The 24,388-nt window shown below is 69.8% G+C and carries 26 protein-coding genes; 8 read left to right on the forward strand and 18 right to left on the reverse strand.

The features are described from left to right. The first annotated feature begins 3 nt into the window (after positions 1 to 3). The gene (locus tag ACZ7OU_RS09765; protein WP_470254794.1) at positions 4 to 1,392 is read left to right on the forward strand and encodes an AAA family ATPase; all 1,389 of its coding nucleotides are present in this window, start codon (positions 4 to 6) and stop codon (positions 1,390 to 1,392) included. On the opposite strand, the gene ACZ7OU_RS09770 is transcribed toward ACZ7OU_RS09765, so the two are convergent. Beyond that, entirely contained in the window at positions 1,378 to 2,784 is a 1,407-nt protein-coding gene (locus tag ACZ7OU_RS09770) for a M1 family metallopeptidase (protein WP_470254795.1), read from the reverse strand. The two genes, ACZ7OU_RS09765 and ACZ7OU_RS09770, sit on opposite strands and share 15 nt — an antisense overlap. 75 nt (positions 2,785 to 2,859) lie before the next feature. On the opposite strand from ACZ7OU_RS09770, the gene ACZ7OU_RS09775 reads away from it, so the two are divergent. Beyond that, positions 2,860 to 3,606, forward strand: a complete 747-nt coding sequence (locus ACZ7OU_RS09775) for an alpha/beta fold hydrolase (RefSeq protein ID WP_470254796.1) — start codon at positions 2,860 to 2,862, stop codon at positions 3,604 to 3,606. Here ACZ7OU_RS09775 and ACZ7OU_RS09780 read toward each other — a convergent pair. The 5 genes from ACZ7OU_RS09780 to ACZ7OU_RS09800 form a co-directional block, all read right to left on the reverse strand. Then, the gene (locus ACZ7OU_RS09780) at positions 3,603 to 4,559 is read right to left on the reverse strand and encodes a peptidoglycan recognition protein family protein (RefSeq protein ID WP_470254797.1); all 957 of its coding nucleotides are present in this window, start codon (positions 4,557 to 4,559) and stop codon (positions 3,603 to 3,605) included. The genes ACZ7OU_RS09775 and ACZ7OU_RS09780 overlap by 4 nt on opposite strands. Before the next feature lie 63 nt (positions 4,560 to 4,622). After that, positions 4,623 to 5,498, reverse strand: a complete 876-nt coding sequence (locus ACZ7OU_RS09785; protein WP_470254798.1) for an HhH-GPD family protein — start codon at positions 5,496 to 5,498, stop codon at positions 4,623 to 4,625. Positions 5,499 to 5,507: 9 nt separating this feature from the next. Beyond that, on the reverse strand, positions 5,508 to 6,449 hold the full coding sequence (locus ACZ7OU_RS09790; protein ID WP_470254799.1) for a glycosyltransferase: 942 nt from the start codon (positions 6,447 to 6,449) through the stop codon (positions 5,508 to 5,510). A gap of 3 nt (positions 6,450 to 6,452) precedes the next feature. Next, entirely contained in the window at positions 6,453 to 6,944 is a 492-nt protein-coding gene (locus ACZ7OU_RS09795) for a beta-class carbonic anhydrase (protein ID WP_364609734.1), read from the reverse strand. A 99-nt stretch (positions 6,945 to 7,043) separates the two neighbouring features. Next, entirely contained in the window at positions 7,044 to 8,144 is a 1,101-nt protein-coding gene (locus ACZ7OU_RS09800) for a LacI family DNA-binding transcriptional regulator (protein ID WP_470242348.1), read from the reverse strand. Positions 8,145 to 8,332: 188 nt separating this feature from the next. On the opposite strand from ACZ7OU_RS09800, the gene ACZ7OU_RS09805 reads away from it, so the two are divergent. From ACZ7OU_RS09805 to ACZ7OU_RS09815, 3 genes are read left to right on the forward strand one after another with little or no spacing between them, the layout of a single operon-like run. Continuing rightward, positions 8,333 to 9,244: a metal ABC transporter solute-binding protein, Zn/Mn family gene (locus tag ACZ7OU_RS09805; protein ID WP_470254800.1), complete on the forward strand. Its 912-nt coding sequence runs from the start codon at positions 8,333 to 8,335 to the stop codon at positions 9,242 to 9,244. Positions 9,245 to 9,246: 2 nt separating this feature from the next. Beyond that, on the forward strand, positions 9,247 to 10,098 hold the full coding sequence (locus ACZ7OU_RS09810) for a metal ABC transporter ATP-binding protein (protein ID WP_470254801.1): 852 nt from the start codon (positions 9,247 to 9,249) through the stop codon (positions 10,096 to 10,098). 3 nt (positions 10,099 to 10,101) lie between these two features. After that, positions 10,102 to 10,977 (forward strand): metal ABC transporter permease, encoded by an 876-nt coding sequence (locus ACZ7OU_RS09815; RefSeq protein WP_470242345.1) that lies wholly within the window; start codon positions 10,102 to 10,104, stop codon positions 10,975 to 10,977. On the opposite strand, the gene ACZ7OU_RS09820 is transcribed toward ACZ7OU_RS09815, so the two are convergent. From ACZ7OU_RS09820 to ACZ7OU_RS09830, 3 genes are read right to left on the reverse strand one after another with little or no spacing between them, the layout of a single operon-like run. Continuing rightward, positions 10,974 to 12,182 carry a DUF445 domain-containing protein gene (locus ACZ7OU_RS09820; RefSeq protein ID WP_470242344.1) on the reverse strand — a complete coding sequence of 403 codons (1,209 nt, stop codon included), beginning with the start codon at positions 12,180 to 12,182 and terminating at the stop codon, positions 10,974 to 10,976. The genes ACZ7OU_RS09815 and ACZ7OU_RS09820 overlap by 4 nt on opposite strands. Before the next feature lie 40 nt (positions 12,183 to 12,222). Further along, a complete protein-coding gene (locus tag ACZ7OU_RS09825; RefSeq protein ID WP_470255909.1) occupies positions 12,223 to 13,398 on the reverse strand; it encodes a DUF445 domain-containing protein in 1,176 nt (391 codons plus the stop codon). A gap of 59 nt (positions 13,399 to 13,457) precedes the next feature. After that, complete coding sequence (locus ACZ7OU_RS09830) at positions 13,458 to 14,687, reverse strand: DUF445 domain-containing protein (RefSeq protein ID WP_470254802.1); 1,230 nt, start codon at positions 14,685 to 14,687, stop codon at positions 13,458 to 13,460. A gap of 129 nt (positions 14,688 to 14,816) precedes the next feature. Here ACZ7OU_RS09830 and ACZ7OU_RS09835 point away from each other — a divergent pair, with 129 nt between their 5' ends. Together ACZ7OU_RS09835 and ACZ7OU_RS09840 are read left to right on the forward strand one after the other, a co-directional pair. Continuing rightward, positions 14,817 to 15,734, forward strand: a complete 918-nt coding sequence (locus ACZ7OU_RS09835; protein WP_470254803.1) for a coiled-coil domain-containing protein — start codon at positions 14,817 to 14,819, stop codon at positions 15,732 to 15,734. Between the two features lie 150 nt (positions 15,735 to 15,884). Next, entirely contained in the window at positions 15,885 to 16,535 is a 651-nt protein-coding gene (locus tag ACZ7OU_RS09840) for a class II aldolase/adducin family protein (RefSeq protein ID WP_470242341.1), read from the forward strand. On the opposite strand, the gene ACZ7OU_RS09845 is transcribed toward ACZ7OU_RS09840, so the two are convergent. The 7 genes from ACZ7OU_RS09845 to ACZ7OU_RS09875 all read right to left on the reverse strand — a co-directional run bounded on the left by ACZ7OU_RS09845 (position 16,532) and on the right by ACZ7OU_RS09875 (position 21,014). Further along, positions 16,532 to 16,804, reverse strand: a complete 273-nt coding sequence (locus ACZ7OU_RS09845; RefSeq protein ID WP_470254804.1) for a hypothetical protein — start codon at positions 16,802 to 16,804, stop codon at positions 16,532 to 16,534. The two genes, ACZ7OU_RS09840 and ACZ7OU_RS09845, sit on opposite strands and share 4 nt — an antisense overlap. Then, a complete protein-coding gene (locus ACZ7OU_RS09850) occupies positions 16,804 to 17,475 on the reverse strand; it encodes an HD domain-containing protein (protein ID WP_470242339.1) in 672 nt (223 codons plus the stop codon). The genes ACZ7OU_RS09845 and ACZ7OU_RS09850 overlap by 1 nt, the downstream gene beginning before the upstream one ends. 73 nt (positions 17,476 to 17,548) lie before the next feature. After that, positions 17,549 to 18,187: a hypothetical protein gene (locus ACZ7OU_RS09855; RefSeq protein ID WP_470242338.1), complete on the reverse strand. Its 639-nt coding sequence runs from the start codon at positions 18,185 to 18,187 to the stop codon at positions 17,549 to 17,551. 2 nt (positions 18,188 to 18,189) lie between these two features. Then, positions 18,190 to 19,203, reverse strand: coding sequence for a hypothetical protein (locus ACZ7OU_RS09860; protein WP_470254805.1), 1,014 nt, complete (start codon positions 19,201 to 19,203; stop codon positions 18,190 to 18,192). A gap of 139 nt (positions 19,204 to 19,342) precedes the next feature. Continuing rightward, a complete protein-coding gene (locus ACZ7OU_RS09865) occupies positions 19,343 to 19,969 on the reverse strand; it encodes a transglutaminase-like domain-containing protein (RefSeq protein ID WP_470254806.1) in 627 nt (208 codons plus the stop codon). A 72-nt stretch (positions 19,970 to 20,041) separates the two neighbouring features. Beyond that, positions 20,042 to 20,647, reverse strand: coding sequence for a histidine phosphatase family protein (locus tag ACZ7OU_RS09870; RefSeq protein WP_470254807.1), 606 nt, complete (start codon positions 20,645 to 20,647; stop codon positions 20,042 to 20,044). Positions 20,648 to 20,651: 4 nt separating this feature from the next. After that, positions 20,652 to 21,014, reverse strand: a complete 363-nt coding sequence (locus ACZ7OU_RS09875; RefSeq protein ID WP_470254808.1) for a hypothetical protein — start codon at positions 21,012 to 21,014, stop codon at positions 20,652 to 20,654. A gap of 93 nt (positions 21,015 to 21,107) precedes the next feature. On the opposite strand from ACZ7OU_RS09875, the gene ACZ7OU_RS09880 reads away from it, so the two are divergent. Further along, positions 21,108 to 21,779, forward strand: a complete 672-nt coding sequence (locus ACZ7OU_RS09880) for an SGNH/GDSL hydrolase family protein (RefSeq protein WP_470254809.1) — start codon at positions 21,108 to 21,110, stop codon at positions 21,777 to 21,779. Between the two features lie 162 nt (positions 21,780 to 21,941). On the opposite strand, the gene ACZ7OU_RS09885 is transcribed toward ACZ7OU_RS09880, so the two are convergent. Together ACZ7OU_RS09885 and rlmB are read right to left on the reverse strand one after the other, a co-directional pair. Continuing rightward, the gene (locus ACZ7OU_RS09885; protein ID WP_470254810.1) at positions 21,942 to 23,375 is read right to left on the reverse strand and encodes an MBOAT family O-acyltransferase; all 1,434 of its coding nucleotides are present in this window, start codon (positions 23,373 to 23,375) and stop codon (positions 21,942 to 21,944) included. Between the two features lie 52 nt (positions 23,376 to 23,427). Next, positions 23,428 to 24,384, reverse strand: coding sequence for a 23S rRNA (guanosine(2251)-2'-O)-methyltransferase RlmB (gene rlmB / locus ACZ7OU_RS09890; RefSeq protein WP_470242331.1), 957 nt, complete (start codon positions 24,382 to 24,384; stop codon positions 23,428 to 23,430). Positions 24,385 to 24,388 lie beyond the last annotated feature (4 nt).

The raw sequence follows: 24,388 nt of genomic DNA on the forward strand, positions 1-24,388 counted from the left end.
GTCATGGGGAGTACCGAGCGCGACCTCGCCACCGATATCGCCCGGATCGTCCGAGCCACCGCCGACGAAGTCGCGGACGGCCAAGCCAACGAGCTGATCGAGCGGGTGACCGGCCACCTGGGGGCACCGCTGCCGGAAGTGGTGGTCGTGACCCGCAACTGGCCGATGTGGGAGCACGCCAACATCCAGCGCGGGGTCGACGCCTACCTCGCCGCGCACGGCACGGCCGTGGGCTGGTTCGGCATCGCGGGCGGCCAGCGCACGCACGAAGACCTCATCGGGATGCTCGCCACCGCGCGCAGCAGAGGGATGTACGAGCTCGGCTCGGTGGACTACACCACCACGGCGACCGGCCCGCACGACGCGACCGAAGCCGTCCAGCTGGGGCTGGTCGGCACGAGCGCGCCGGACGGTGAGCCGGTGCTGCTCGCCATCCGCGGGGCGACCCCGCAGTGGGGGCTCGAGCAGTGCCGGCTGGAGGTCCTCGCGACGTCCCGGGCGGTCGCCACCGAAGTCCGCAACCACGTCGAGCTGCTGATGGCCGAACACGACCTGCTGCGGGGGCAGGTGCTGGCCTTCGGCACCAGCGAGCACCGCGCGAACGAGCTGCTCACGTTCCTCCCGCGGCCGGCGTTGACCGGCGAGGAGGTCGTGCTGCCGGACGGCGTGCTCGACGCGATCGAGCGCCACACGGTCGGCATCGCCGAACACGGCGAGCGGCTGCTGGCCGCGGGCCAGCACCTCAAGCGCGGGCTGCTGCTGCACGGCCCGCCCGGCACCGGCAAGACGCACACGGTCCGCTACCTGATGGGCCGCCTGCCGGAGACGACGGTGATCATCCTGACCGGCACGGCGATGCGGTTCGTGGGCAAGGCCGCGGAGCTGGCGCGGCGGCTGCAGCCGAGCGTGGTCGTGCTCGAGGACGTCGACCTGGTCGCGCAGGACCGCAGCTACGGGCCCCAGGTCCAGCCGCTGCTGTTCACCTTGCTCGACGCGATGGACGGCGTGGGCGGCGACGCGGACGTGACGTTCCTGCTGACGACCAACCGCGCGAGCGAGCTGGAGCGGGCCTTGGCCGACCGCCCGGGCCGCGTCGACCTGGCGGTGGAGATCCCGTTGCCGGACGCACCGGGCCGGCTGGCGCTGCTCCGCCTGTACTCGCGAGGGCTGAAGCTGACGGCGGACCTGGCCCCGATCGTGGCGGCGACGGAGGGAGTGACGGCGTCGTTCGCGAAGGAGCTGTTGAGGCGGGCGTCGCTGCTGTCGCTGGCGGCCCGCCCGGACGAGGACGTCGTGGTGGGCGACGAGGAGCTGACGAGGGCCCTGCGGGAGATGCAGGACGCGCGAAGTGCGCTGACGCGGTCGTTGCTGGGCGGCTCAGCTGCGCAGTGAGCCGGGGAAAAGATCAGCGTCCGCGGGGAGCTTCGTCCCGCGGAACCACTCGTCGAAGAACGCCTTCAGGTTCTGCCCACTCACCTGCGTGGCCATCTTCTCGAAGTCGGTCCAGGTCGCGTTGCCGTGGCGGTAGTGGGATGGCCAGTCGTGCAGGAGGTGGTTGAACGCCGGGTCGCCGATTCGGCGGCGCAACGCGTGCAGCGCCAGGATTCCCTTGTTGTACACGCCCTCGAACTCGTGGCCCTGTCCCATGCCGACCAGCTTCTGCGCCCAGAAGTCCGTGCTGCCTCGGGTGATCTCGATCGCCGCTCGGTAGCGGTCGTCCAGGGTCTGGCCCTCGCGCTCGGCCCACAGCCACTGCGCGTACGACGCGAAACACTCGTTCAGGCAGATGTCCGACCAGTTCGTCAGCGACACCGAATCGCCGAACCACTCGTGGGCGTTCTCGTGCACCAGCGTCGGCAGGTCCGCCCACTTCGCGTACGTCGGCCGGGTCTGCGTCTCCAGCGAGAAGCGGACGTCCTCGTTCAAGAAGATCCCGCCGGCCGCCGACTGCGGGTACGGGCCGAACTTGCTGCTCAGGAACGTGAGCACCTCCGGCAGGCGGTCGCCGATCGCGCGGCGGGCCTCGGTGCCGGGTGCGTACGCCGTGACCACCGGGGTGCCGTCCGGCAACGTCGACCTGTCGACACCGAACTTGCCGATCGCGATCGTCGTCAGGTAGCTCGCCACCGGGTTCGGCTCGGTCCACGTGCCCGGCGGGCCCTCGCGGCCGTTCGAGATCACCGTCCACCCGGCCGGGACGTGCGCGGTGAGCGTGAACGACGCCTTGTCGCGCGGGGTCTCGTTCACGGGGTACCAGAACGCCGCCGAGTGCGGCTCGCCCACCATGTACGCGCCGCCGTCGGACGAGTGCTGCCAGCCGTTCTCGCTGCCGCCGTCGTGCGGGGTCTTTGCCGGGTCGCCGCCGTAGCGGACGCGGGTGCGGAACGTCGTCCCGGCGCGGATCGGCGCCGCCGGCGTGATGACCAGCTCGAACGCCTTCTCGCGGGTGAAGCGGGCCGGCTGCCCGTCGACCTCGACGCTGTGGACGTCGAGCCCGCGCAGGTCGAGGTCGAACCGGCTGAGGTCCTGGGTGGCTTTCGCGGTGACCGTCGTGTCGCCGTCGAGGTGGCCGCTCGGCGGGTCGTAGGTCGCGTCGACGTGGTAGTTCAGCGCGTCGTACCCGCCGTTGCCGTCCTCCGGGTAGTACGGATCACCGGCGCCGGACGCGCCCGGCGCCGGGTGCATCGGCGCGGGCGGGGGCGGCGCCGTGACGGCGTCACCGCCGCAGGCCGCGGCGACGATCACCGCGGCGCAGACGGCGAGGGCAGTCAGTCGGCGGCGCATACCGACCACCTTAGGTGATGGATTGCGATCACTTGGTCACGTTCCGCACCTGCGGTTTTGTGGTTAGGTGGCCGCGTGCTCTGTTTCGGCGGCACCGGCGTGCCGATCGTTCTGCTCCACGGACTGATGGGCCGCGCGCGGACGTGGAGCCGCGTCGCGGAGTGGCTCCGGCCGTACGGCGCGGTGTACGGCCTCGACGCGCGCGGCCACGGCAGCGCGCCGCGCGTCGGGCCCTGGACGACCGAGCGGTTCACCGACGACGTCGCGGACGCGCTGCGGACGCTCGACGCCGGCCCGGCGGTGCTCATCGGGCACTCGATGGGCGGCCTGCACGCGTGGACGACCGCCGCGAAGTACCCGGAGCTCGTGCGCGCGGTGGTGTCCGAGGACTTCGCGCCAGACCAGCGCGGCCGGACCGTCGAGACGTGGCGCGGGTACTTCGAGAGCTGGCCGGTGCCGTTCAAGTCGCTCGACCACGTCCGCGAGTTCTTCGGCGACGCGGGCGAGTACTTCGCCGACTGCGTCGAGGAGCGTTCCGACGGGTTCCACCTGGTCGCCGACCTCGAGGACCTGTACGTCATTGCCGCCGAATGGGGGCGCCGGGACTACTGGGACGTCGTCGACGCGATCCGCTGCCCGCTGCTGCTGGTCGAGGGCGAGCACACGGCGATGCCCGCCGGTCAGCAGGCGGCCGTCGCGGCGCGGGTGCCGGGCGCGAAACACCTGGTCGTGCCCGGGTCGGCGCACCTGCCCCACGACGAAGCCCCGGAGATCTACCGGGGTGCCGTGGAAGCCTTCCTGAGCCAGGTCCTGGCTCGCTAGGCGCGAGACAGGTCCGCCCGCCAAGCCGCCGTCGAACGGTCCGAGGGCACGATCAGCGGCCAGACGTCCGCGCCGAGGAAGCCGGTCTCGTCCGTCGCCTTCGTCGCGGTGCACGTGTGGCGCGGCAGCCCGGCCTGAACGGACAAAGCGGCCACCGCGTCCTTTGTGGACTTACCGAACACGCCGTCGGCCGGCACGTCGAACCCGGACGTCCGCACGAACCGCTGGGCCAGCTGCACCTGACGACCCGCGTCGCCCGGCTTCAGCAGCGGCCACTCGGCTTCGGCGCGGGCCACCGAGACGCCGAGGACGCGGCCCACCGCCGTCCGCAGCTCCGGGAGCCGGTTGTAGAGCACCGTGCCGGGGCACTCGGTCGAGTTGAAGTCGCGGTGGCCCTTGATGAACTCGGGCGCGATGCCGTACTGGTGCGCGATGTAGGCGACCAGGCCCACCAGCGAGTCCCACAGCGCCTGCGGCACGTCCACCGTGCTGTACAGGCCCTCGTTCTCGATGCCGATGACTTCGCTGTTGTGGTTGCCGACGTTCGCGCCCTGCACGTGCTGCGTGCCGCCGCGCAGGATCTCCAGGCTGCGGTGCCTGCCTTCGGTGACGAACCCGCCGCGGCTGTTCGTGAACTGCTGGCCGCTGTCGATCCAGCCGTTCTTGTCCATGTGCAGGTCCTGGATGAACTTCGCGACGTAGAACGCGCGCGCCAGCGAGAAGTCGTTGTTCATCGGCGGATCGACAGCGTGGTGCACGACGATGTAGGTCGGCTTGTGGTTCTCCACGACGATCGGGCCGGTGGCAGCCCGCGCGCCCCACTCGGAGGTGGGGTGGATCGTCGGCGTCGGCACGGCCGCGGCGGCCGTACCCGTGGTCGTCATCCCCAGTGCGCCGGCCGCGGTCGCGGTCATCCCCGCCTTGAGCAGGGTCCGGCGGTCAACAGTGACCATGCGGGAAAAGGTAGCTCCGCATCGCGCCGATGACAACTATTGACCAACTTTTGTTGTAGCGCGTTAGTGTTCGCCCGGTAGTGCGAAGAGCCCGTCGCGGGTCTGTTCGAGCAGGCCGTCGGCGAGCAGGGAGTCCAGGCAGCGGTCACGCTGGCCGCCGTCGTGCCACACCAGGTCGAGCCGGGCCTTCTCCACCGGGCCCTCGGAACCGCGCAGGACGTCCAGCAGCAGCCCGCGGACCTGACGGTCGGTGCCGGCGAACTTCTGCACGGGCTTGGCCGGGCCCGCGTACTCCGGGCGGCCGGCGAGCTGCCACGCGCATTCGTCATAAACCGGGCAATCGGCGCACCGCGGGCTTCGCGCGGTGCAGATCAGCGCGCCGAGCTCCATGATCGCCGCACTGAAGCGAGCGGCGGGCGCGTCGTCGGCCGGCAGCAGCGCCTCGACGTCGTTCATGTCCCGGGTGTTCGACGCGGGACCGGCGTCCCCGGCCCCGTGCACGGCCCGCGCGACGACCCGCCGCACGTTCGTGTCGACGACCGGCGCCCGCCGCCCGTAGGCGAACGCGGCGACGGCGCGGGCGGTGTAGGCCCCGATCCCGGGCAGCGCGAGCAGGGTGTCCACATCGGACGGAACGACGTCGCCGTGGTCCCGCGCGATCACCCCGGCGGCTTCGTGGAGCCGCAGCGCGCGCCGCGGGTAACCGAGCTTGCCCCAGGCCCGCACGACCTCCCCCTGCGACGACGCGGCCAGCGCCGACGGAACCGGCCAGCGCGCCATCCACTCGTGCCAGATCGGCTGTACCCGCGCGACCGGCGTCTGCTGCAGCATGATTTCGCTGACCAGCACGCCCCAGGCCGAGCAGTCCGGCTCGCGCCAGGGCAGGTCCCGGCCGTGCGCGGAGAACCAGTCGAGCAGTACGTCAGCGTCCACAGCCACGCCGGGAGGCTACTTCGCGTGCTTCGGCAGCGCGCGAGCGACCTCGCCCGGCGACGGCATTTCCGCGATCTCCGCGGCGAGGGCGCGGGCCGCGTCGCGGCAGGAGGAGGTCTTCCTGGCCTGTTCAGCGACGGCGTCCGCGGTCAGCTCGCCGGGCAGGAGCCGCAGCGCGGCACCGGCGGCGACGAGCGCGTCGGCGTTCGCGAACTGGTCGGCGCCTTGGGGCAGGACCAGCTGCGGGACGCCGGCGGCGAGCGCACCGAGGGTGGTGCCGCTGCCGCCGTGGTGCACGACGAGGTCCGCCTGCGAGATCGCCGCCGCCTGCGGTACCCAGGCCCGGGCCGTCACGTGGGCCGGCTGCGGCCCGAGGGTCACCCCGCCGGTGGCCACCACGACGCGCGTGCCGAGCGCGGCCAGCCCCTCGATCGCCGTCTCGAGCACTTCCGGGGTGCCGAACGCGGTGCCGAGCGTCAGGTAGATCAGAGGGCGCCGGAAGTCGCCTGGCTCGGCGAAGGGCACCGGCCGCAGGGTGATCCGCTCGGCCGTCGCGAGGAAGTCCTTGTCCTGCAGAGAGGGCGGGCAGATGTCCAGGTGCGTCCCGCCGGCCGGGCGTTCGAGTCCGATCCCTTCGGGGAACAGCCTGCCGAACCCGTGCCACAGGGCGGGGATCCCGGCGCGCCGCGCGGCGACGGCCACCTCCGGGACGCCCCACCCGTGCACGACGAGATCAGGCCGCAGCCGCTTCAGGTCCGGCTCGAGGTCTTCGGCGTAGATCTCGTAAAACGAGTCCGCGGGCCGGAACGGGCTGAGCCCGAGCCGGTCCAGCGGCGCGTGGACGTGCTCGCCGGCGGCGAAGTGCACCTCATGCCCGGCGTCCCGCGCCGCGACCGCGAGCGGGATCATCGGGTAGGTGTGGCCGGCCGACGCGAGCGCCGAGAAGAGGACGCGCAACGCCTACTTGACCTCGGTGAGCTTCCCGGTCTTCACGTCGTAGACGAACCCGCGGACGTTCTCCGTGTGCGGCAGGTACGCGCTGCGCCGGACCCGCTCCACCGACGTCCGGACGCTGTTCTCCACGTTGCGGAACGCCTCGACCGCCCAGGTCGGGCGCAACCCGGTCGCTTCCTCGAGCTCGTCCTTGAAGTCGTCCTCGGTGACCGTCGAGAGGCCGCACTCGGTGTGCTGGACGATCAGGACCTCGCGGGTGCCCAGCTTGCGCTGCGAAAGGGCCAGCGAGCGGATCATGTCGTCGGTCACCACGCCGCCCGCGTTGCGCAGGACGTGTGACTCGCCCTGGAGCAGGCCGAACAGCTCGAACACCCGGATCCGGGCGTCCATGCAGGTGAGGATGGCCACCTGCAGCGACGGCTTGGCCGACGAGCGGTCGCCCGGCGTCACTTCGCCGAGTTCCTGGTTGCGCTTGAGCAGAACGTCGATCGAGGTCATCGGTCACCTTCCGGCCAGTGGCCCCGCGGCGCGGGCGTACCACTTCATTTGACCTGGTGAGTACCCGTTCGAGCAATGCACTACGAGCTATGTCACGGGTCAGCCCCCGAACCAGGGCTCCTCGACCGTTCTAGGGGGTGCCGATGTGCGCCCGACGCGCAGCTCGGTCGGCAGCGTGATCACCTTCGGGGCGCTTCGCTCGCCCGAGCTGAGCAGCAGCCGTCCGGCCGTCTTGCCCTTTTCCAGCACCGGCTGGTGGACCGTGGTGAGCCCGATCCGCTCGGCCTCGGCGATGCCGTCGAAGCCGGTGACGGTCAGGTCCTGCGGCACCCGCAGCCCCCGCCGCTCGGCCTCGGCCATGGCGCCGAGCGCGAGGATGTCCGAGGTGCAGATCACCGCCGTGATCTGCGGATACGCGTCCAGCAGCTGGCGGGCGGCGGACGCGCCGTCGTCCACCGTGTGGTCGAACCGCTCGACCACCGGGACGCCCGCCCAGTCGACGCCGGCCGCCGAGAACGCCACGGCGAGGGCCTCGAGCCGGGTGCGCTGGACGTGGAAGTGCGCGCCGCTCTGGCGCGCCGGGGAGACGAAGTCGTCGTTGCGCTCGCGGGCCAGCCGCATGCAGATGACGCCGACCTGGCGGTGGCCGAGGGACACCAGGTGCTCGGCGATCTTGCCGACCGCCGCCGCGTCGTCCGGGCCGACACGGTCGATGCCCTCGATGCTCGGCTGGTCGATGATCACCGTCGGCACCGGCCGTTCCAGCACGGCGGCCAGGTGCGGGTCGTCGTCCGGCACGGAGTAGACGACGAAGCCGTCGACGCCCGCGCGGTGCACCGCGGCGACGTCTTCCCGGCCCGGGCTGGCCGGCACCAGGTGCAGGCCGACGCTGGCGTCTTCGCAGGCCAGGGCCAGTCCTTCGAGCACGCCGACGGCGGCGGGGTCGCGGAAGGCGTAGGAGAGGTTCTCGGTGAGCAGCAGCCCGACGGCGCCGGCCCGGCGGGTGCGCAGCGAGCGGGCGACGGGGTCGGGACCGGGGTAGCCGAGGCGCCGGGCGGTCTCGAGGACGCGGCGGCGCAGTTCCGGGGACAGCTGGTCAGGCCGGTTGTAGGCGTTGGACACCGTGGTCCTGGACACACCGAGCTCCGCCGCGAGCGACGCCAGTGTCGCCTGCCTCCGGGTGCGAATAGGACGTCCCATCAGCAAACCGTAACGGTTCAGATCGAATTCATGAAGAGACACCCCGGGTGGTCGATGTCTCGATCCGCATGCACGAAGACGCATACACCAAAACGCGATCGGATGGCCAGGAAGTCATCCGGATGGGGTAAGGTGAATCTGACAACGGTTTCCATTAGCGTTTCAGCGTTCAACCCAGGAGTCCTCGCATGAGTTCCCGCCGCACCAGGAGCGTGTTCGCCGCCGCTTCGGCTCTGTCCGTCCTCGCCCTGGCCGGGTGCTCCGGGGGAACATCCGGTTCCGACGGCGGCGGGCAGTCCGGCGGGTCCGACAAGATCAAGGTCGTCGCTTCGACGGACGTCTGGGGCAGCGTCGCGAGCGCGGTCGGCGGCGACAAGATCGAGGTCAAGTCGATCATCCACGACCCCTCGGCCGACCCGCACTCCTACGAGACGACGGCTGACGACGCGCTGGCGGCGAAGGACGCGAAGCTGCTGCTGTCCAACGGCGGCGGCTACGACGAGTTCTTCGACAAGCTCACCGCTCAAGCCGGCGACGCGAAGAAGCTCGTCGCCTACGACATCGCCGCGACCGGCGACGAGAACGAGCACGTCTGGTACGACCTGCCGGGCGTCGACAAGGTCGCCGACCAGGTCGCGGCCCAGCTCGGGGAGCTGCAGCCCGCGTCGAAGCAGGCGTTCACCGACAACGCGACGGCGTTCAAGGCGAAGGTCGACGCGCTGGAGAAGCGCCTCGGCGAGTTCGGCGCGGCGCACCCGGGCGCGAAGGTCGTCGTCACCGAGCCGGTGGCGCACTACCTGCTCGAGAGCGCGAAGCTGACGGACGCGACGCCGAAGGCCTTCTCGGACGCCGTGGAGAACGACACCGACGTCCCGGCCGGCGCGGTCAGCGAATACAAGCAGCTCATCGCCACCAAGCAGGTCAAGGCGCTGATCAACAACGCCCAGACGGTGACCCCGCTGACCCAGGACGTCGTCGGCCAGGCGAAGGCCGCCGGGATCGGCGTCGTCGACGTGACCGAGACGCTGCCGCAAGGTGTGACGGACTACATTGGCTGGATGACCGGGGAAGTCGAAGCGCTGGCAGGAGCGTTGAAGTAGGCATGACTCCTGTTTCCGTCTCCGACGACGTACGCCCCGCGGTCCGGGTCCGCGGTGCGGGACTCGCGTTCGGCCCCCGGACCCTCTGGTCGGGGCTGGACCTCGTCGTCGAGCCGGGGGAGTTCCTCGCCGTGCTCGGCCCCAACGGCTCCGGCAAGAGCAGCCTGCTCAAGGCGCTGCTCGGCATGCAGGGCCTGTCGGCGGGCGCGGTCGAGATCGCCGGCGGCCGCCCGGGCGGCGCGAACCGCAAGGTCGGCTACATCCCGCAGCAGCGCGCGATCGACGAGTCGCTGACGCTGCGCGGCGTCGACCTGGTCGGGCTGGGCCTCGACGGTCACCGCTGGGGCCCCGGCCTTTTCGGCATGGCCGCGCGTCGTCGTCGAGTTTCCGAAGCCATCGAAGCGGTGGGGGCGACGAGGTACGCGAAGCAGCCGGTCGGACGCCTCTCCGGCGGCGAGCAGCAGCGGCTGCGGGTGGCGCAGGCCCTGGTCGGCGACCCCGAGGTGCTGCTCTGCGACGAGCCGCTGCTGTCACTGGACCTGGCGCACCAGCGCGCGATCAGCGAGCTGATCGACTCGCGGCGGCGCACGGCCGGCACCGCGGTGCTGTTCGTGACGCACGAGATCAACCCGGTGCTGCCGTTCGTGGACCGGGTGTTGTACCTGGTCAACGGCTCGTTCCGGATCGGCAAGCCGGACGAGGTCATGACCACCGAGACGCTGTCGGAGCTGTACGGCACCCGCGTCGAGGTGCTCAAGGTGGGCGGGCAGATCCACATCGCCGGCGCGCAGAGCGCGTTGTGCGAGGAAGAGCCGCACCACCACGAACACGACGTCGAAGAGCAAGTGGGCTGAGTCTTGGATCTGTTCGACTTCGGCAAGACCTGGGAGCTGATCACCGAGCTCGACGGCGTCCAGACGGCGCTGCTCGCGGCGGCGATCCTCGGCCTGGTGGCGGGGGTGCTGGGCCCGCTGATCGTGATGCGGCGGATGTCGTTCGCGGTGCACGGGACGTCCGAGCTGGCGTTCACCGGCGGCGCGGCGGCCCTGCTGCTGGGCATCGGCGTCGAGTACGGCGCGCTGATCGGCGCGGTGGTCGCGGCCCTGCTGCTGGGCATCCTCGGCGCGCGTGACGCCGACCGCGACTCGGTGATCGGCGTGATCCTGTCGTTCGGGCTGGGTATGGGTGTGCTGTTCCTGTCGTTCTACAAAGGACGGTCCGGGAACAAGTTCGGCATCCTCACCGGCCAGATCATCACGATCGACTCGACGAACCTGACGTTGTTCGTGGTGTCGTCGGTGGTGGTGCTGGCGGTGCTGGCGGTGGTCTACCGGCCGCTGTTGTTCGCTTCGGTGGACCGGAACGTGGCTGTCGCGCGCGGGGTCCCGGTGAAGACGCTGACGGTGGTGTTCGCGCTGCTGGTGGGCGTCTCGACGGCGTTGAGCGTGAAGGTGGTCGGGTCACTCTTGGTCGTCGCCTTGATGGTGACGCCCGCGGCCGCCGCGGCTCGCGTGACGGCGTCACCGTGGAAGGCGACGGTGCTGTCCGTGGTCTTCGCCGAGGTGTCGGCGATCGGCGGGATCGTGCTGTCGCTGGCCCCCGGGCTGCCGGTGAGCGCGTTCGTGACGGCGATTTCGTTCCTGATCTACGTGGTCTGCCGGATCATCGCCTGGCAGCGGGACAGGCGGACGCGGGTGAGCGCGGTGGAGCCGGCGCTCGTCGCGGCGGCCTAACCCAGCATCAGCAGGACCTGCAGCTCCCCGACCAGGAACCCGATCACCCCGCCGACCGCGATCAGCTTCCACTCGTCCTGGCGGAACGCCGGCCGTAGCAGCCCTTCGAACTCCAACGGTGTCAACGCCAGCATGCGCTGCTCGATCATCTTCGCGACGTCCATCGCCTCGGTCAGGTAGCCCTCGGCGTACCGGGCCGTGTCCGGCAGCTGTTCCAGTGCCTTCACCGCCGCCGCGTGCTTCATCTCCTTCAGCCGCGTGCCGCCCACCGCGAACGACAGCGGCATCTGCCTGTCCACCGCCGACGACACCATCTGCTCCACCATCGCGGCGAGGCGGTCGGCGCGCGGGCCCCGCAGCACCGCGTCCAGGAGGTTCTGGACCGTGAGGACCTCGTTCGCGATCAGCTCGCCGTACTGCCGCGCCACCTCCGCGCGCCGGCGCTGGAACTTGCCCTGGAAGATCACGCGCCCCACGCGGACCGGCTCGCGGGGGACGAAGATCAGCTTGATCGCCAGCCAGTCCGTGCACAGCCCGATCACGCCGCCGAACGCCGGGAGCACCCACGGCTCGCGCGTGAACGCCCACACGATCGTCTGCACCAGGCCGAGCCCGAAGCCGAAGTAGATGCCCATCCGCGCGATGAACGCCATCTCCGGCCGGGACGTCTCGCGGATCAGCCGGACCAGCAGCGCCTTGTCGCGGGTCAGGCGCTGGACCGTCATGTGCTGGACGTCGAGGACCTCGTCGAGGTTCTCCCGGACGTCGTCGAGGAACTCCCGGACCAGCCGCGGCGCCGACGCCTGGACCTGCTTGATCAGCATCTCCTGGGCCAGCGTCGGCATGACCTCCCACAGCCGCGGGTGGTGCTCGGCGAGCACCTCGCGCGCGATGTGGTCGACCGCGCGCAGCAACGGCTGCTCCAGCTCGCTCGTGATGATCACCGGGTCGATCCGGCCGAAGACCTCGCGCAGGTCCAGCAGGTTCGCGGTCAGCAGCTCGGTCGCCACCGCCGCCATCCGCCCGCCGTGCTTCGGGACGACGCCCTGCCAGCCGAGCAGCGGCGGGATCCCGAGGAAGTCCAGCGGCCGGAACATCATCTCGATCGCGACGCGCTTGGTGACGTACCCGATCAGCGCCGCGACGAACGGCATCGCCGCGTAGAGCGGCCAGTGCAGGGCGAGGTCGTGCAGGACAGCGTCCACCCCGACCTCCCTCGCACACCCGAGAGCGAAACCGTACCGGCTACCCGAGCAGGGCGAGCACCTGCAGTTCTCCGACCAGCCCGCCGATCACCGCGCCGACGGCGATGAGCTTCCACTCGTCCTGCCGGAACGCCGGCCGCAGCAGCTGCTCGAACTCCAGCGCGCTCAGCTTCTTCATCCGGTCGACGATCGTGTTCCGCACGTCGAGCGCGTTGATCGCGTAGTTCTCGGCGTACCGAATCGTTTCCGGGACGCGCTCCGCGGCCTTCGCCGCCGCCGTCTGCTTCATCTCCTGGAACTTCCGCGTCCCGACGGCGATGGCGACGAACGGCTTGACGACGCTCGCCTGCGCGTCGATCGTCTTCTGCACCTCACGCGTGATCATCGCGAACAGCCGGTCGGACTTCGGCCCGCGCAGCACCGCTTCCAGCAGGTTCGGGATGGTGATGATCTCGCGGGCGATCATGTCGCCGTAGTCGGCGGCGACCTGGTCACGGCGCTTCTGGAAGATGCCCTGCCAGGTGTAGACCCCGAAGAACCGGCGGGGCTCCCGCGGCAGGAAGATCATCTTCAGCGCCAGCCAGTCGGTGAGCCAGCCGATGCCGAGGCCGAACAGCGGCAGCACGACCGGCGACCTCGTCAGCGCCCACACCACCAGCTGCACGCAGCCGAGGATGAAGCCGAACCCGATGCCCGAGCGGGCGATGAACCGCATCTCGGGCCGGGAGATGTCGCGGATCAGCCGGTTGAGCAGCGCCTTGTCGCGGACCAGGTTCGTCACGACCATGTGCTGCAGGTCGAGGACGTCCTCGATGTTGCCGGCGATCTCCCGCATGATCTTGGTGATCGCCTTCGGCGCCTCGGCCTGGACGCGCTTGAGCAGAAGCTGCTGCGCTCCGTTCGGCAGCACTTCCCACAGCCGCGGCTGGTAGGTCTCCATCACCTCGCGGGTGACGTCCTCGACGACCCGCAGCAGCGGCTGCTCGATCTCCTTCGCGACCTGCTCCGGGTCGAGCCGCGCGAAGATCTCCTTGGGGTCGACGAGGTTGGTCGTCAGCACCTCGGTGGCCGTCGCCGCCATCCGCTCGGCGTTCGCCGGCAGCACGCCCTGCCAGCCGAGGAACGGCTTGATCCCGGTGAACTCGAGCGGCCGGAACATCATCTCGATGGCGACGCGCTTGGTGACGTACCCGATCAGCGCCGCGATGAACGGCATGGTGACGTACACCTGCCAGTGCGAGCTGAAGTCCACTCGCGCACGCTATCGGCACTTGATCAGTGCAGCAGGAGCAGCACCTGGAGTTCACCCACCAGCCCGCCGATGACCGCGCCGACGGCGATGAGCTTCCATTCGTCCTGCTTGAAGGCCGGCCGCAGGATGCCTTCGAACTCGAGCGGCGTCAGCTGCTGCATCTTGTCGACGATCGTGTTGCGGACGTCGAGCGCGCCGGTGGCGTAGCTCTCGACGTGCTTCACCGTTTCGGGGAGGTAGGCGATGGCCTTCTCGGCCGCCGCGCGCTTCATCTCCTGGTACTCGCGGCCGCCCATGGTGAGCGCGACCAGTGGCTTGGCGATGCTCGCCTGCGCGTCGATCGTCCGCTGCACCTCGCGGGTGACCAGCGCGAACAGCTTGTCCGCGCGCGGCCCGGTCAGCACGGCCTCCATGACGTTCCGCACGGTGAGCACCTCGTCGGCGATCAGCGCGCCGTAGTCGGCGGCGACCTCCTGACGGCGCTTCTGGAACATGCCCTGCCAGCGGAAGAACCCGAAGCCGCGGGGTTCACGCGGGTAGAAGATCATCTTGAGGGCGAGCCAGTCCGTGACGAAGCCCGTGACGAAACCGAAGATCGGCATGATCAGCGGCTCCTTCGTCAGCGCCCAGGCGACGAACTGGACGAGCCCGATCACGAACCCGAACCAGATGCCCGAGCGCGCGATGAACTTGAACTCGGGCGCGGCGACCTCGCGGATCAGCCGGCACGTCAGCGACTTGTCGCGGACCATCGCGCCGATGAGCATGTCGTTGACGTCGAGGACGTCGTCGATGTTGGTCGAGACCTCCCGCAGCAGCCGCTTGACGACTTCGGGTGCCTGCGCGCGGACCTGGTCGACGAGCAGCCGCTGCGCCCGCGCCGGCAGCAGTTCCCACAGCCGTGGCTGGTAGGTCTCCATGACCTCGCGGGTGACGTCTTCGACGGCCTTGAGCAGGGGCGCTTCGAGCTCTTTGAGCATTTCCTCCGGATCGAGCCGGGCGAAGATCTCCTGCGGGTCGACGAGGTTGCGGGTCAGCAGATCGACGGCGGTGGTGGCCATCCGCCGCGCGTTCGCCGGGATCACGCCCTGCCAGCCGAGGAACGGCCTGATGCCGCGGAACTCGAGGGGCCGGAACATCATCTCGATGGCGACGCGCTTGGTGAGGTAGCCGATCAGCGCGGCGATGAGCGGCATGGTGGCGTAGACGTGCCAGTGCTCGCCGATGTCCGCGAGGACGGCCTGTGTGTCCAAAGTGGCCTCCTCGCGTCAACCGCTGGTCAACACCGGTCAGGATGCCATGCGTCACCGGGGGTTCCCAAATTCGTGATGCATCCGTTTGGCGGTACGTCCTGAAGGTCCCTTGCTCATTAAGGTGGCCCGATGGTCGCGCCTGAGAAGCCCCGCTCCACCCCGAAGACCGCCCAGTTCGCCGTCGGTGTCCGCGGCTACAACCAGCGCCAGGTCGACGAACACCTCGCCGGCCTGAGCAAGGACCTGCGCGAGACGTCCCGCAGCCGCGACGAAGCCGTCGCGACGTCGTCGGACCTCTCGAAGGCCCTCGCGTACGCGCAGAAGGAGCTGGCCGAGACGAAGGCCGCCCTGGCCAGGATGAGCTCGAGCCCGTCCGGCGCCGGCGCCATGGCCGAGCGCGTCCGGATGATGATGCAGCTGGCCGAGGAGGAGATCGCCGACCTGCGCGCGGCGGCGGAGGCGGACGCGGCGTCGACCCGCGACCAGGCGGACAAGTACGCGCACGAGACCCGCCGCACGGCCGACAAGCTGGCGAAGGACGCGGAAGAGGAGCGCGCGCGCCTGCGGTCCGAGGCGAAGGGCGAGATCGAGAAGCTGAACGCGGCGGCGGGCGCGAAGAGGGTCGAGCTGGCCGCGGCGGCCGAGCGGTCGCGCAAGGAAGCGGACGCGAAGGCCGAAGCGGCGGCGGCGGAGGCGCGTGCGGAGGCGGACCGCGTCGCGGCGGCGGAGCTCGCCGCGCGGAAGAAGAACTTCGACGAGGAGAACGCCCGGAAGAAGCAGGAGACCGAGGCGGCGCTCGCGTCGGCGAAGGCCCAGCAGGCGACGGCGGACCAGAACCGCAAGCTGGCGCTGGACCTGCGCACGAAGGTCGCCGAGCGGATCGCGGCGACGGACGTGGCGGTCCAGGAGGCCATGCGGTTGCTGGCCCCGGTCGACGAGGCCCCGGCCGGCGCGAACGGCGACCGGAAGCCGGCTCCCGCCCCCGTCGCGAAGGCTCCCGCCGCTCCGGTGAAGGCTGCTCCGCCCGCTGCCCCGGCGAAAGCCTGACCTTCCCCCAGACGCCGGCGCCTCCCGGATCTTCGGGAGGCGCCGGGCCAAACTCACACATATCCCCCGGCCGGGGAGGTGGCCGAAGCTCGTGGGTGGCTGGCAGTCTGCATGGCAGCTGCTTGATCACCCACGAGACGGGACCCGCGCATGATCCTCGAGACCGAGCGGGCCGCCGTCTGCGCCTACGCGCGCCGGATGGTCGGGGACGGCCTGGTCGTCGGCACCTCCGGGAACGTCTCCGTGCGGGCCGGGGACTTCGTCGCCGTCACCCCGACCGGCGTTCCCTACTCGAGCATGACCCCGGCCGACGTGGCCGTCGTCGACCTCGGGGGCCAGGTCGTCGACGGCTCGCTCAAGCCGACCAGCGAGCTGCCGGTGCACCTGTCGGTCTACTGGGACGTGCGCGATCCCGACCGGGAGCCCGTCACCGCCGTCGTCCACACGCACGCGCCGCACGCCACCGCCGTGTCGACCCTCGTGCGCGAGGTCCCGCCGATCCACTACATCATCGCCACGATCGGCCCGTCCGTGCGCGTCGCGCGCTACGCCACCTACGGCACGCCCGAGCTCGCGGCGGCCGTCCTCGAGGCGTTGGAGGGGCGCCGCGGCTGCCTGATGGCCAACCACGGCACCCTCACCTACGGCGACGGCCTCGAGGCCGCCTACCACCGGGCCCAGCAGCTCGAGTGGGCCTGCCGGGTGTGGCTGCTCGCGCAGAGCGCCGGCCGGCCGAGCCTGCTGCCGCCACCCGAGGTGGCCAAGGTCGTCGACCGGCTGCGCGGCTACGGCCAGGGTTAGTGCCCGGACTCCGCGCCGACTTCGGCCACGGCCCAGACGACGCACCGGACGCCGGGCTGCTCGGTCGCTCCCTGGGCCAGCATGGCTTCGTGGTAGCGGCGCGCGTTCGCCTCGTCGGCGTACACCTGCACCATGTGGCCGTCGAGCGTCCAGGTCCCGTGCAGGAAGCCCGGCGTGCCGACCTTGCTCGACGCCATCAGCGGCACCTGCGCCCGCAGCTCGTCGAGCTTCTCCGGCGCGATGTCCCAGACGCCGATGACGGCCCACATCAGGACGCCAGCGCGTCGACGGCGTGGACGGCGTCCAGCAGCTCCGCGACCGTCGGGTCGTCGACCGCCTCCTTGATGCACTGCCACAGCTGGAGGTTCGCCATCGCCCAGCGCGAGTACGTCGCCGCCGCGTCGGGGTTGTAGAAGTAGTACCCCTCGTCGTGGACGTCGCACTGCTCGCCGACGATCTTGTTCGCCAGCTCGCGCAGGCTCAGGCCGTTCTCGCGCAGGTACCGGTGCGCGAGCACCACCGGCGTCACCGGCAGTGCCTTGAACAGCGTGTCCGCGTCGCTCAGGGCCTGCGCCTCCAGCGAAATGTCGCGGCCGCGGGTGGCCATTTCGGCTTCGTCGACGATTTCGTCGATCCAGTGCGCCACTCGCGACGGGACCTCGCACTCCGCGAGGATCTCCAGCCGCAGGCTCCGGCCCGCCGCCGCGGGCGAGTTGCGGAGCACCAGGTAGTTGACGTCGTGCACCAGCGCCGCGACCTCGACGACGGCGCGGTCGGCGCCGTTGTGCTCCGCGAAACCGGCCGCCTTCGCGCGGACGAAGCTCACGTGGTGCCAGCCGTGGAACTGCAGCCGTTCGGCATAGCGGCGGCATAGCCGGTGAACCCGGTTTTCGACGGCGTCGACGATGACATGGTCGATCGTGCTTTCCTGCGTGCGCATACACCTCTCCGATCCCGGCCGTGGTGTGCAGACGGGTGGAGTAATGGTAAGCGCCGCTGACGCCGGTGTGTAGCTAGATGCGTTCGGCCAATTCCCCCAATCGGACCTCTGCCGGAACGTGACGATGGCCGATTCCCGTGGCGGGATCGAAAGAAAGGCTGAAACTGCTCACCGGACGTGATTTCACGAGGAACGTCATCGTCCCTTCGGCCGCTTGGGGGATCCGGTGGAATTCGTCGGCCAGCATGCGGGCGCAGGACCCGGCCTGGCACAACGTCCGTCTGCGCCGCCGCACGGACGCGATCAGCCCGGTGCCGGGGTCGAGCGTCGTCTCGTACCTTTCGTGCAGGTAGTCACCGCGGAGAATGGTGGTGCAGAAGTGGTACCTGTGGTTGTGCACGGAATCCGCGTAGCCCTCCCGCCAGTCCTCCTGCGCCTTGTATTCGTGCAGCCAGAAGGAAAACGGGTCGGCCGGCGAATCGAGCAGGCACCAGGCGAAGTGCGTGGTCGTTTCCCGGGACGAGCGCAGCACTTTCGCGGCCTGCGCGGTGGTCAACGTGCGGAGTTGCTCGCGCAGCTCGTCGCGCAGGCCGGGCTGGGCGGCCCACGGCCGGAACCAGCCGTCGACCGCGCGCCAGCCGGCGGCGAGGGGGAACTCGGCCGCACGCAGGCGCATGGCCAGTTCGGACAGGGGGGACAGGCGGGTGAGCAAGGTCAGCTCCCTAGCTCGGCGACTTCGGAGAACTCCGCGCGGAAGGCGTGGAACTTGCTTTCCAGCTCGTGGAACTGCTCCTCGGACAAGGGTGATCCGGTGATCTTTTCGAACAGCGCCAGGAAATCCGTCCGCGTCGTGGCGGACGTGATGCGGAAGTGGCGGCCGGTCCGGGACTGCGAGACGCGCACGAACTCGGCGCGCTCCATGTTGTAGAGGAAGGAACCTTCGGTGAACCTCAGGGTCCGCGGGTACAGCTTCGTGGCGCCGCGGACGTCGCTGTAGAGCGACACCCACACGCTGTCGTCGAACATCTCGAGCCGGTCCAGCGGCGGGTCGGCGACCACGGTGATGTCGACCTGCGCGCAGCGGCTGCGGGCCAGGAAGAGGCCGGCGAGCCCGATCCGGATCTCTTCGTCGAGCCGGGTCTGGATCTGTTCGGAGTCGACGTCGCCGGCTTCGCGGCGCAGCAGGTAGCGGGCGCGCCCGCTGATCGCGCTGGCGTCACGCGGATCGGCGATGACGGCCCGAAGTTCGCGTTCCGTGCGGGACAGCAACAGGCGCGCGGCCGCGTGCCGGCCGGAGAAGCCGCGGAAGAAGTACTGCCGGGTCGCGTCGAGGTCGGCCATCAGCGCTCGGTTGAACGCGGGATCGGGGTCGGTGGTCGCCTCGAACACGTCGGTGGGGAAGAACTCCTTGTTCAGCGCGCGGTATTCGGAGCTCAGGTCCTCCAGCGCGCGCCTGCTTTCCTCGATCACCGGGGTCACCAGCGCCTTCTGCGAGGCGCTGGCGGTGATCAGCGTGGTGCCGAACCCCACGATCGCGGAGATCAGGGTGCCGGTGCCCAGCGACGTCACCAGGTTCTTCCCGGTGCCGGGGTCCATCAGGCCGGCGAGCCACAGGCTGAGGCCGGCGACGACGACGAGCACCGTGAGGAGCAAGCTCGTCCTGGTCCAGAAGATCTCCTGCAGTGGGGTACGGCGGCGGGATCCGCCCTCCGCGGCCACTTGCTTCACCTCCCTCGAACCACCCGAACGGACGAATGCGTAAAGTGTCTGTTCGAGCGCGGGGAGTCACTTTACGCGCCTGACGGGACGTGCGAAATAAGAAGTTCGGGGGACAAGGCTGACGGACAGACGTCACTCTCGGCAATAATTAACCGGCTTGCCGAGTTTTCCGAAAATCACGGAAAACCTGGGTCAAAGTGCCGCCGGGAGACCGTTTTCGTACCAGCGCGGGCCGGGTTCGGCCGTCATCAGGAAATCCACGACGACCGGTGCGGGCGCCGGATGGATCTCCGGGTGATCGCGTTCGCCGCGTGCGGTGTCCACCGGCCAGGGCCAGTTTCTCCTCGTCGAGCGAAAACTCCCCGCGGGCACCCGTCCGGTTGCCGCGGGCGTCGAGACGTGACCACTTGCCGTGCAGGTACACGGCATTCAGCCCGTGCAGCGCGGAGAGCTCCTGGTAGCAGAACCCGGCCGGGATCCCTTGTGCGCGCAGCAAAGCCGCGAGCAAGTGCGCTTTCGCGTGACAGATCCCGACGCGCTCGCGCAGAACGTCCGACGCCCGCCAGGTGATGCGCGGATCCCGCGCGTCGATCACGTGCTCGATCTCGTCCCGGACGAAGAGGAAGGCGGCTTTCGCGCGCTCGAAAGGATCTTCGCCCGCGGACGCCAGGGTCTCGGCTCGCTCGCGGATCGTGGGCTGCCCGTGATCGACGACGGAGTCGGCCGCGAGGTAGTCACTCAGCCGAACGGACGTGGGCGAGGGAACGGGACTCATCCGGCCATCCTGACAGGTTCGGCCATTAGGGCGAGCGCCTTTTCCTCGGCGGCGACGCTCCGCGTTCACCGATTACGGAACGTAGAAGTCGGGTGGGAAGCCGGTCCAGCGCAGTTCGGCGGGAAGGTGGCTCAGGTCGTTGTAGGTCAGCAGCGCGGCCGGCCGGTTCGGCGAGTAGCGGATGACGGTCAATCCGGCGTTGGCGTGGTTGAGCGCGAGCCACCGCCACCGCGGCGCGTCCTGCGAGGCGCTCACGAGCCAGCCGACGAGGAAGTTGTGCGTCACGAGCACTTCGAACCGAGTCTCGGTGCCGGGCACGGGCCCGGTGAACCGGCGCTCGGCCTCGGCGGCGAGCTCTTCGTCCGCCGGCGGGTGCTGCCGGGCGAAGGCGAGCAGGAGGTCGCCGGACGTCTCGGGCAGCTCCTCGCGCCTCGGCAGGTACGGGACGAAGTCGCCCGCGGCGTCGTCTTCGTGGACCGCGACCCCGGGCAGCTGGGCGGCGATCAGCCGCGCGGTCCCGGTCGCGCGCGGGAGCGGCCCGTGGTGGACGGCGGTGACGGGGACGTCGCGCAGGCGCCGCCCGAGGAGGACGGCCTGGCGCTGCCCGGCTTCGGTGAGCGTGCCGTCGGGCCCCGCCTCGCCGTGGCGGGTGAGGAAGAGGTATCGCGTTGCGAGCACGGAGTCAGCCAATGGGAACGAGCGCGCCTTGCGGGCCTTGGCTGGGCGCGAACTGGGCGACCAGCCGCATCGGCGCGGGATGCGGCGGCAGGATGGTCGAGGCGAACGGGGTGATGGTGTGGTCGTGCCCGCTGTTGGTCTGCAGGTGCACGCTGACGTGCACGTTCCGGTCGGCGGGGATCTCGAAGGAGACGGACCCCCAGGAGACGACGTACTGCCGTCCGTCGATGCTGGCGATCGGGAAGTAGGCGCGGACGGTGTGGCCGAGGTGGGGGATTTCGACGGCGAGCAGCCGCCGGGGACCGACGTGGTGGTCGACGTAGGGGATCACGCCCGGCACCTTGGCGAGGTCGGTCGGCTCGGTCATGCGCTGCCTTTCTGACTGGTCGCCGATCATGGTGCCAGGTCGGCACCAGCCGCGTGTGCGTTCCCTGCCAGTCCGCGGCGCGACGCTCGGCACATGACGATCAAGCTGAAGGCTGGGAGCACGGTCCTGTTCGCGGGCGATTCGATCACTGATCTTTGGCGTCCGCCGGGTGAGGAGCGGTGTGGGTATCCGCTGCTGGTCGCTGGTTCGTGGTGCTTCGAGCATCCGGATCGGCCGGTGCGGTGGGTGAATGCCGGGCATGCTGGTGACAAGGTGATGGATCTCGAGGCTCGGTGGCGGCGGGATGTGCTCGAGGTGCGGCCGGATGTCGTTTCGATCCTTGTGGGGGTGAATGACATGGGGTGGCACACGCTGGATCCTCGGGGGCGGGCGATTCCCGTGGAGGAGTTCTCAGCCGGGTATGAGCGGCTTTTGGCGCCGCTCGCCTCGGCGGGGGTCGAGGCGATCCTGGTCGAACCTTTTCTGCTGCCGGTCAAGGGAGTTGTCGAGCGGGTGCTTCATGTGGGTGGGGAAGAACGGGTTGTGGTCATCGATGAGGCTGTGCGGGAGGAGTGGCGTGCTGACTTGGACGTGAAGATCCAGGTGGTTCGGGAGTTGGCTGATGAGTACGGCGCGCATCTTCTTGCCGCGGATCGGACTTTCGCCGAGCTGGGGGAGGCGGAGCGGTGGTCTGAGGATGGGATTCATCCGACTCCGGCTGGGCATGCTGTTCTTGCTGAGGGTTGGCTTCGGCTTGTTGCCTGAGTAACCCCATCGACCCGAACGCTTGATTGTTCAACGGCCGTCACACCGCGTCAAGGCGGGAAAGCGTGCCTTGACCCGGTGTGACGGCCGCTGAAGTCGCTGCGTATCGGTTCGGTGGGGTGGTGTGGTTGATGGCCTGTGTTTGGTTTGCTCGCTCGGCTTTTAGAACTGGTAGTACAAGAAGGGGCTGAATGTTCCTGTTGCGATCAGGATTGCCGCGTACAGCAGGCCTACCGTCATCACGCCTATGCGCAGGGCTGTTGCCGGCTTGCTTCGGCTCGACTCCAGCAGTGGGCCTGTTACCGGGTGGGCTGGTAGGAGGAATACCGCCAACGCTGCCAGTAGCAATACCAGCCTCTGGTTTGTGAATGCCTCTGCTACGCCCGCTCCCAGGCCGTCGAAATCCGGGATCAGCATGTGGCCGATCATTGATAGTGCGTGGCCCAGGTCTGCTGATCTGAAGAACACCCAGCCGAATACCACCAGGAGCATGGTCAGTGCCCTGCGTAGGTAGCGCTTCCAGCGCACTGCTGGGTCCAGGTCCAGGCCGAAGCGGCGCTCGATCACCAAGAGCGCTCCGTGGTAGCAGCCCCAGATCAGGAATGTCCACTGCGCTCCGTGCCAGAAGCCCGTCAACACGAACACTATGCACAGGTTGCGGTATGTCTGGGCCGCTCCGTTCCTGTTGCCGCCCAGGGGGATGTACACGTAGTCGCGGAACCAACGACTCAGGCTCATGTGCCAGCGGCGCCAGAACTCCGTGATCGTCACCGCTGAGTACGGGCGGGCGAAGTTCTCCGGCAGCCTGAAGCCCAGCATGCGGCCCAGGCCGATTGCCATGTCCGAATAGCCCGAAAAATCGAAGAACAGCTGGAGCGTGTAGCCGATCGCGCCTAACCAAGCCGTTGCGAACGTCATCTGGTCGGGCGGCACCTTGAAGCACGCCTCGACCAGGGGGCTCAGCGAGTCGGCGATGATCGTCTTCTTGCACAGGCCCAGTGCGAACCTCGGGAAGCCTGCCGCCAGGTCGTCGAGGCGATGAGACCGCAGCTGGGGGAGCTGGTCGGCGATCTCTCGATAACGGACGATCGGGCCGGCCACCAGTTGCGGGAACATCGCGATGTACGCCGCGAACGACACCGGGTTCCGTAGCGCCTGACGCTCGCCGCGGTAGATGTCCACCACGTACGAAATGTGGTGGAACGTGTAGAACGAGATGCCGATCGGCACCACCAGGCTCGCCACCGGCACGCTTCCGCCGAACCAGTGCGCCACCGCCGCGATCTGCTGGGTTGCGAACCCCGCGTACTTCCAGATCAGCAGCACCGTGACGTCGAGCGACACCACCGCGATCAGGATCTTGCGCCGGCGCGCGCCGTTGAGGTCGAACGGGTTCGGTGCCAGCAGGGGGCCGGCCAGGAAGTTGACGATCATGCAGCCGAGCAGCAGGAACACGAACGCGCCCGCGCCGATCGTGTAGAACAGCAGGCTGGCGGTCGCGACGATGCCGTTTCGCCACGTCCGCGGGCACACCAGCACGGCGATGAGCACCGCCGGCATGAAGTACCACAGGAACAGTGGCGAAACGAACGACATCGGGTCCCCTCGAGTTATCCGACGGTGACCTTAACCCGACTGGGTGGTCGTGTCAGACCCGACCGGCGACACGACGCCGTCGCGCCACCTCGGCCAGCAGCACGCCCGCCGCCACCGATGCGTTGAGCGACTCCACGCCCGCCGCCATCGGGATCGACACCGTCGCGTCGCACGTCTCGCGGACCAGGCGGGACAGGCCGCGGCCCTCCGAGCCCAGCACGATCACCAGCGGGTCCGCCGCCAGCGCGAGCTCGTCGATGTCCACCGAACCGTCCGCGTCCAGGCCGACCAGCATCAGGCCGTCGTTCGCCCACGCCTTGAGCTGGCGGGTGAGGTTGGTCGCCACCGCGATCGGCAGCTTCGCCGCCGTGCCGGCGCTCGTCCGCCACGCCACCGCCGTCATGCCCGCGCTGCGCCGCTCCGGCAGCAGCACGCCGTGGGCGCCGAACGCGGCCGCCGAGCGGATCACCGCGCCCAGGTTCCGCGGGTCGGTGACGCCGTCGAGCGCGACGAACAGCGGGATCTCACCCGAGTCGCGGGCCGCCGCCATCAGGTCGTCCGGGTGGGCATACTCGAACGGCGGGACCTGCAGGCCCAGGCCCTGGTGCACGGCCCGGTTCGTCTTGCGGTCCAGCTCCTCGCGCGGGATCTCCAGGATCGAGATGCCCTTGTCGCCGGCCAGCCGGACGGCGTCGTTCACGCGGTCGTCGATCTCGATGTTCAGCGCGACGTACAACGCCGTCGCCGGGACACCCGCGCGCAGCGCCTCGACCACCGGGTTGCGCCCGGCGATCAGCTCCGGCTTGTCGGCCTTCTTCTGCCGCGCCTGGTCGCGCTTCGTCGCGGCGTTGGCCGAGCGGTAGGCCTTGTGCCCGGGGCGGTCCTCCGCCTTCGGGGTCGGGCCCTTGCCCTCGAGGGCCTTGCGGCGCTGACCGCCCGAGCCGACGACGGCGCCCTTCTTGGTGCCCGTCTTGCGGATCGCGCCCTGGCGCCGCGAGTTGCCTGCCATGGTG

It is taken from the genome of Amycolatopsis sp. NPDC114505 (assembly GCF_055633615.1).

Excerpts from the sequence above, each read along its gene's own strand:
- ACZ7OU_RS09765 (WP_470254794.1), top strand. The coding sequence starts at position 4 with ATGGGGAGTACCGAGCGCGACCTCGCCACCGATATCGCCCGGATCGTC.
- ACZ7OU_RS09770 (WP_470254795.1), bottom strand. The coding sequence starts at position 2,784 with ATGCGCCGCCGACTGACTGCCCTCGCCGTCTGCGCCGCGGTGATCGTC.
- ACZ7OU_RS09780 (WP_470254797.1), bottom strand. The coding sequence starts at position 4,559 with ATGGTCACTGTTGACCGCCGGACCCTGCTCAAGGCGGGGATGACCGCG.
- ACZ7OU_RS09795 (WP_364609734.1), bottom strand. The coding sequence starts at position 6,944 with ATGACCTCGATCGACGTTCTGCTCAAGCGCAACCAGGAACTCGGCGAA.
- ACZ7OU_RS09800 (WP_470242348.1), bottom strand. The coding sequence starts at position 8,144 with ATGGGACGTCCTATTCGCACCCGGAGGCAGGCGACACTGGCGTCGCTC.
- ACZ7OU_RS09805 (WP_470254800.1), top strand. The coding sequence starts at position 8,333 with ATGAGTTCCCGCCGCACCAGGAGCGTGTTCGCCGCCGCTTCGGCTCTG.
- ACZ7OU_RS09810 (WP_470254801.1), top strand. The coding sequence starts at position 9,247 with ATGACTCCTGTTTCCGTCTCCGACGACGTACGCCCCGCGGTCCGGGTC.
- ACZ7OU_RS09825 (WP_470255909.1), bottom strand. The coding sequence starts at position 13,398 with ATGCCGTTCATCGCGGCGCTGATCGGGTACGTCACCAAGCGCGTCGCC.
- ACZ7OU_RS09835 (WP_470254803.1), top strand. The coding sequence starts at position 14,817 with ATGGTCGCGCCTGAGAAGCCCCGCTCCACCCCGAAGACCGCCCAGTTC.
- ACZ7OU_RS09840 (WP_470242341.1), top strand. The coding sequence starts at position 15,885 with ATGATCCTCGAGACCGAGCGGGCCGCCGTCTGCGCCTACGCGCGCCGG.
- ACZ7OU_RS09845 (WP_470254804.1), bottom strand. The coding sequence starts at position 16,804 with ATGTGGGCCGTCATCGGCGTCTGGGACATCGCGCCGGAGAAGCTCGAC.
- ACZ7OU_RS09850 (WP_470242339.1), bottom strand. The coding sequence starts at position 17,475 with ATGCGCACGCAGGAAAGCACGATCGACCATGTCATCGTCGACGCCGTC.
- ACZ7OU_RS09865 (WP_470254806.1), bottom strand. The coding sequence starts at position 19,969 with ATGAGTCCCGTTCCCTCGCCCACGTCCGTTCGGCTGAGTGACTACCTC.
- ACZ7OU_RS09875 (WP_470254808.1), bottom strand. The coding sequence starts at position 21,014 with ATGACCGAGCCGACCGACCTCGCCAAGGTGCCGGGCGTGATCCCCTAC.
- ACZ7OU_RS09880 (WP_470254809.1), top strand. The coding sequence starts at position 21,108 with ATGACGATCAAGCTGAAGGCTGGGAGCACGGTCCTGTTCGCGGGCGAT.
- ACZ7OU_RS09885 (WP_470254810.1), bottom strand. The coding sequence starts at position 23,375 with ATGTCGTTCGTTTCGCCACTGTTCCTGTGGTACTTCATGCCGGCGGTG.
- rlmB (WP_470242331.1), bottom strand. The coding sequence starts at position 24,384 with ATGGCAGGCAACTCGCGGCGCCAGGGCGCGATCCGCAAGACGGGCACC.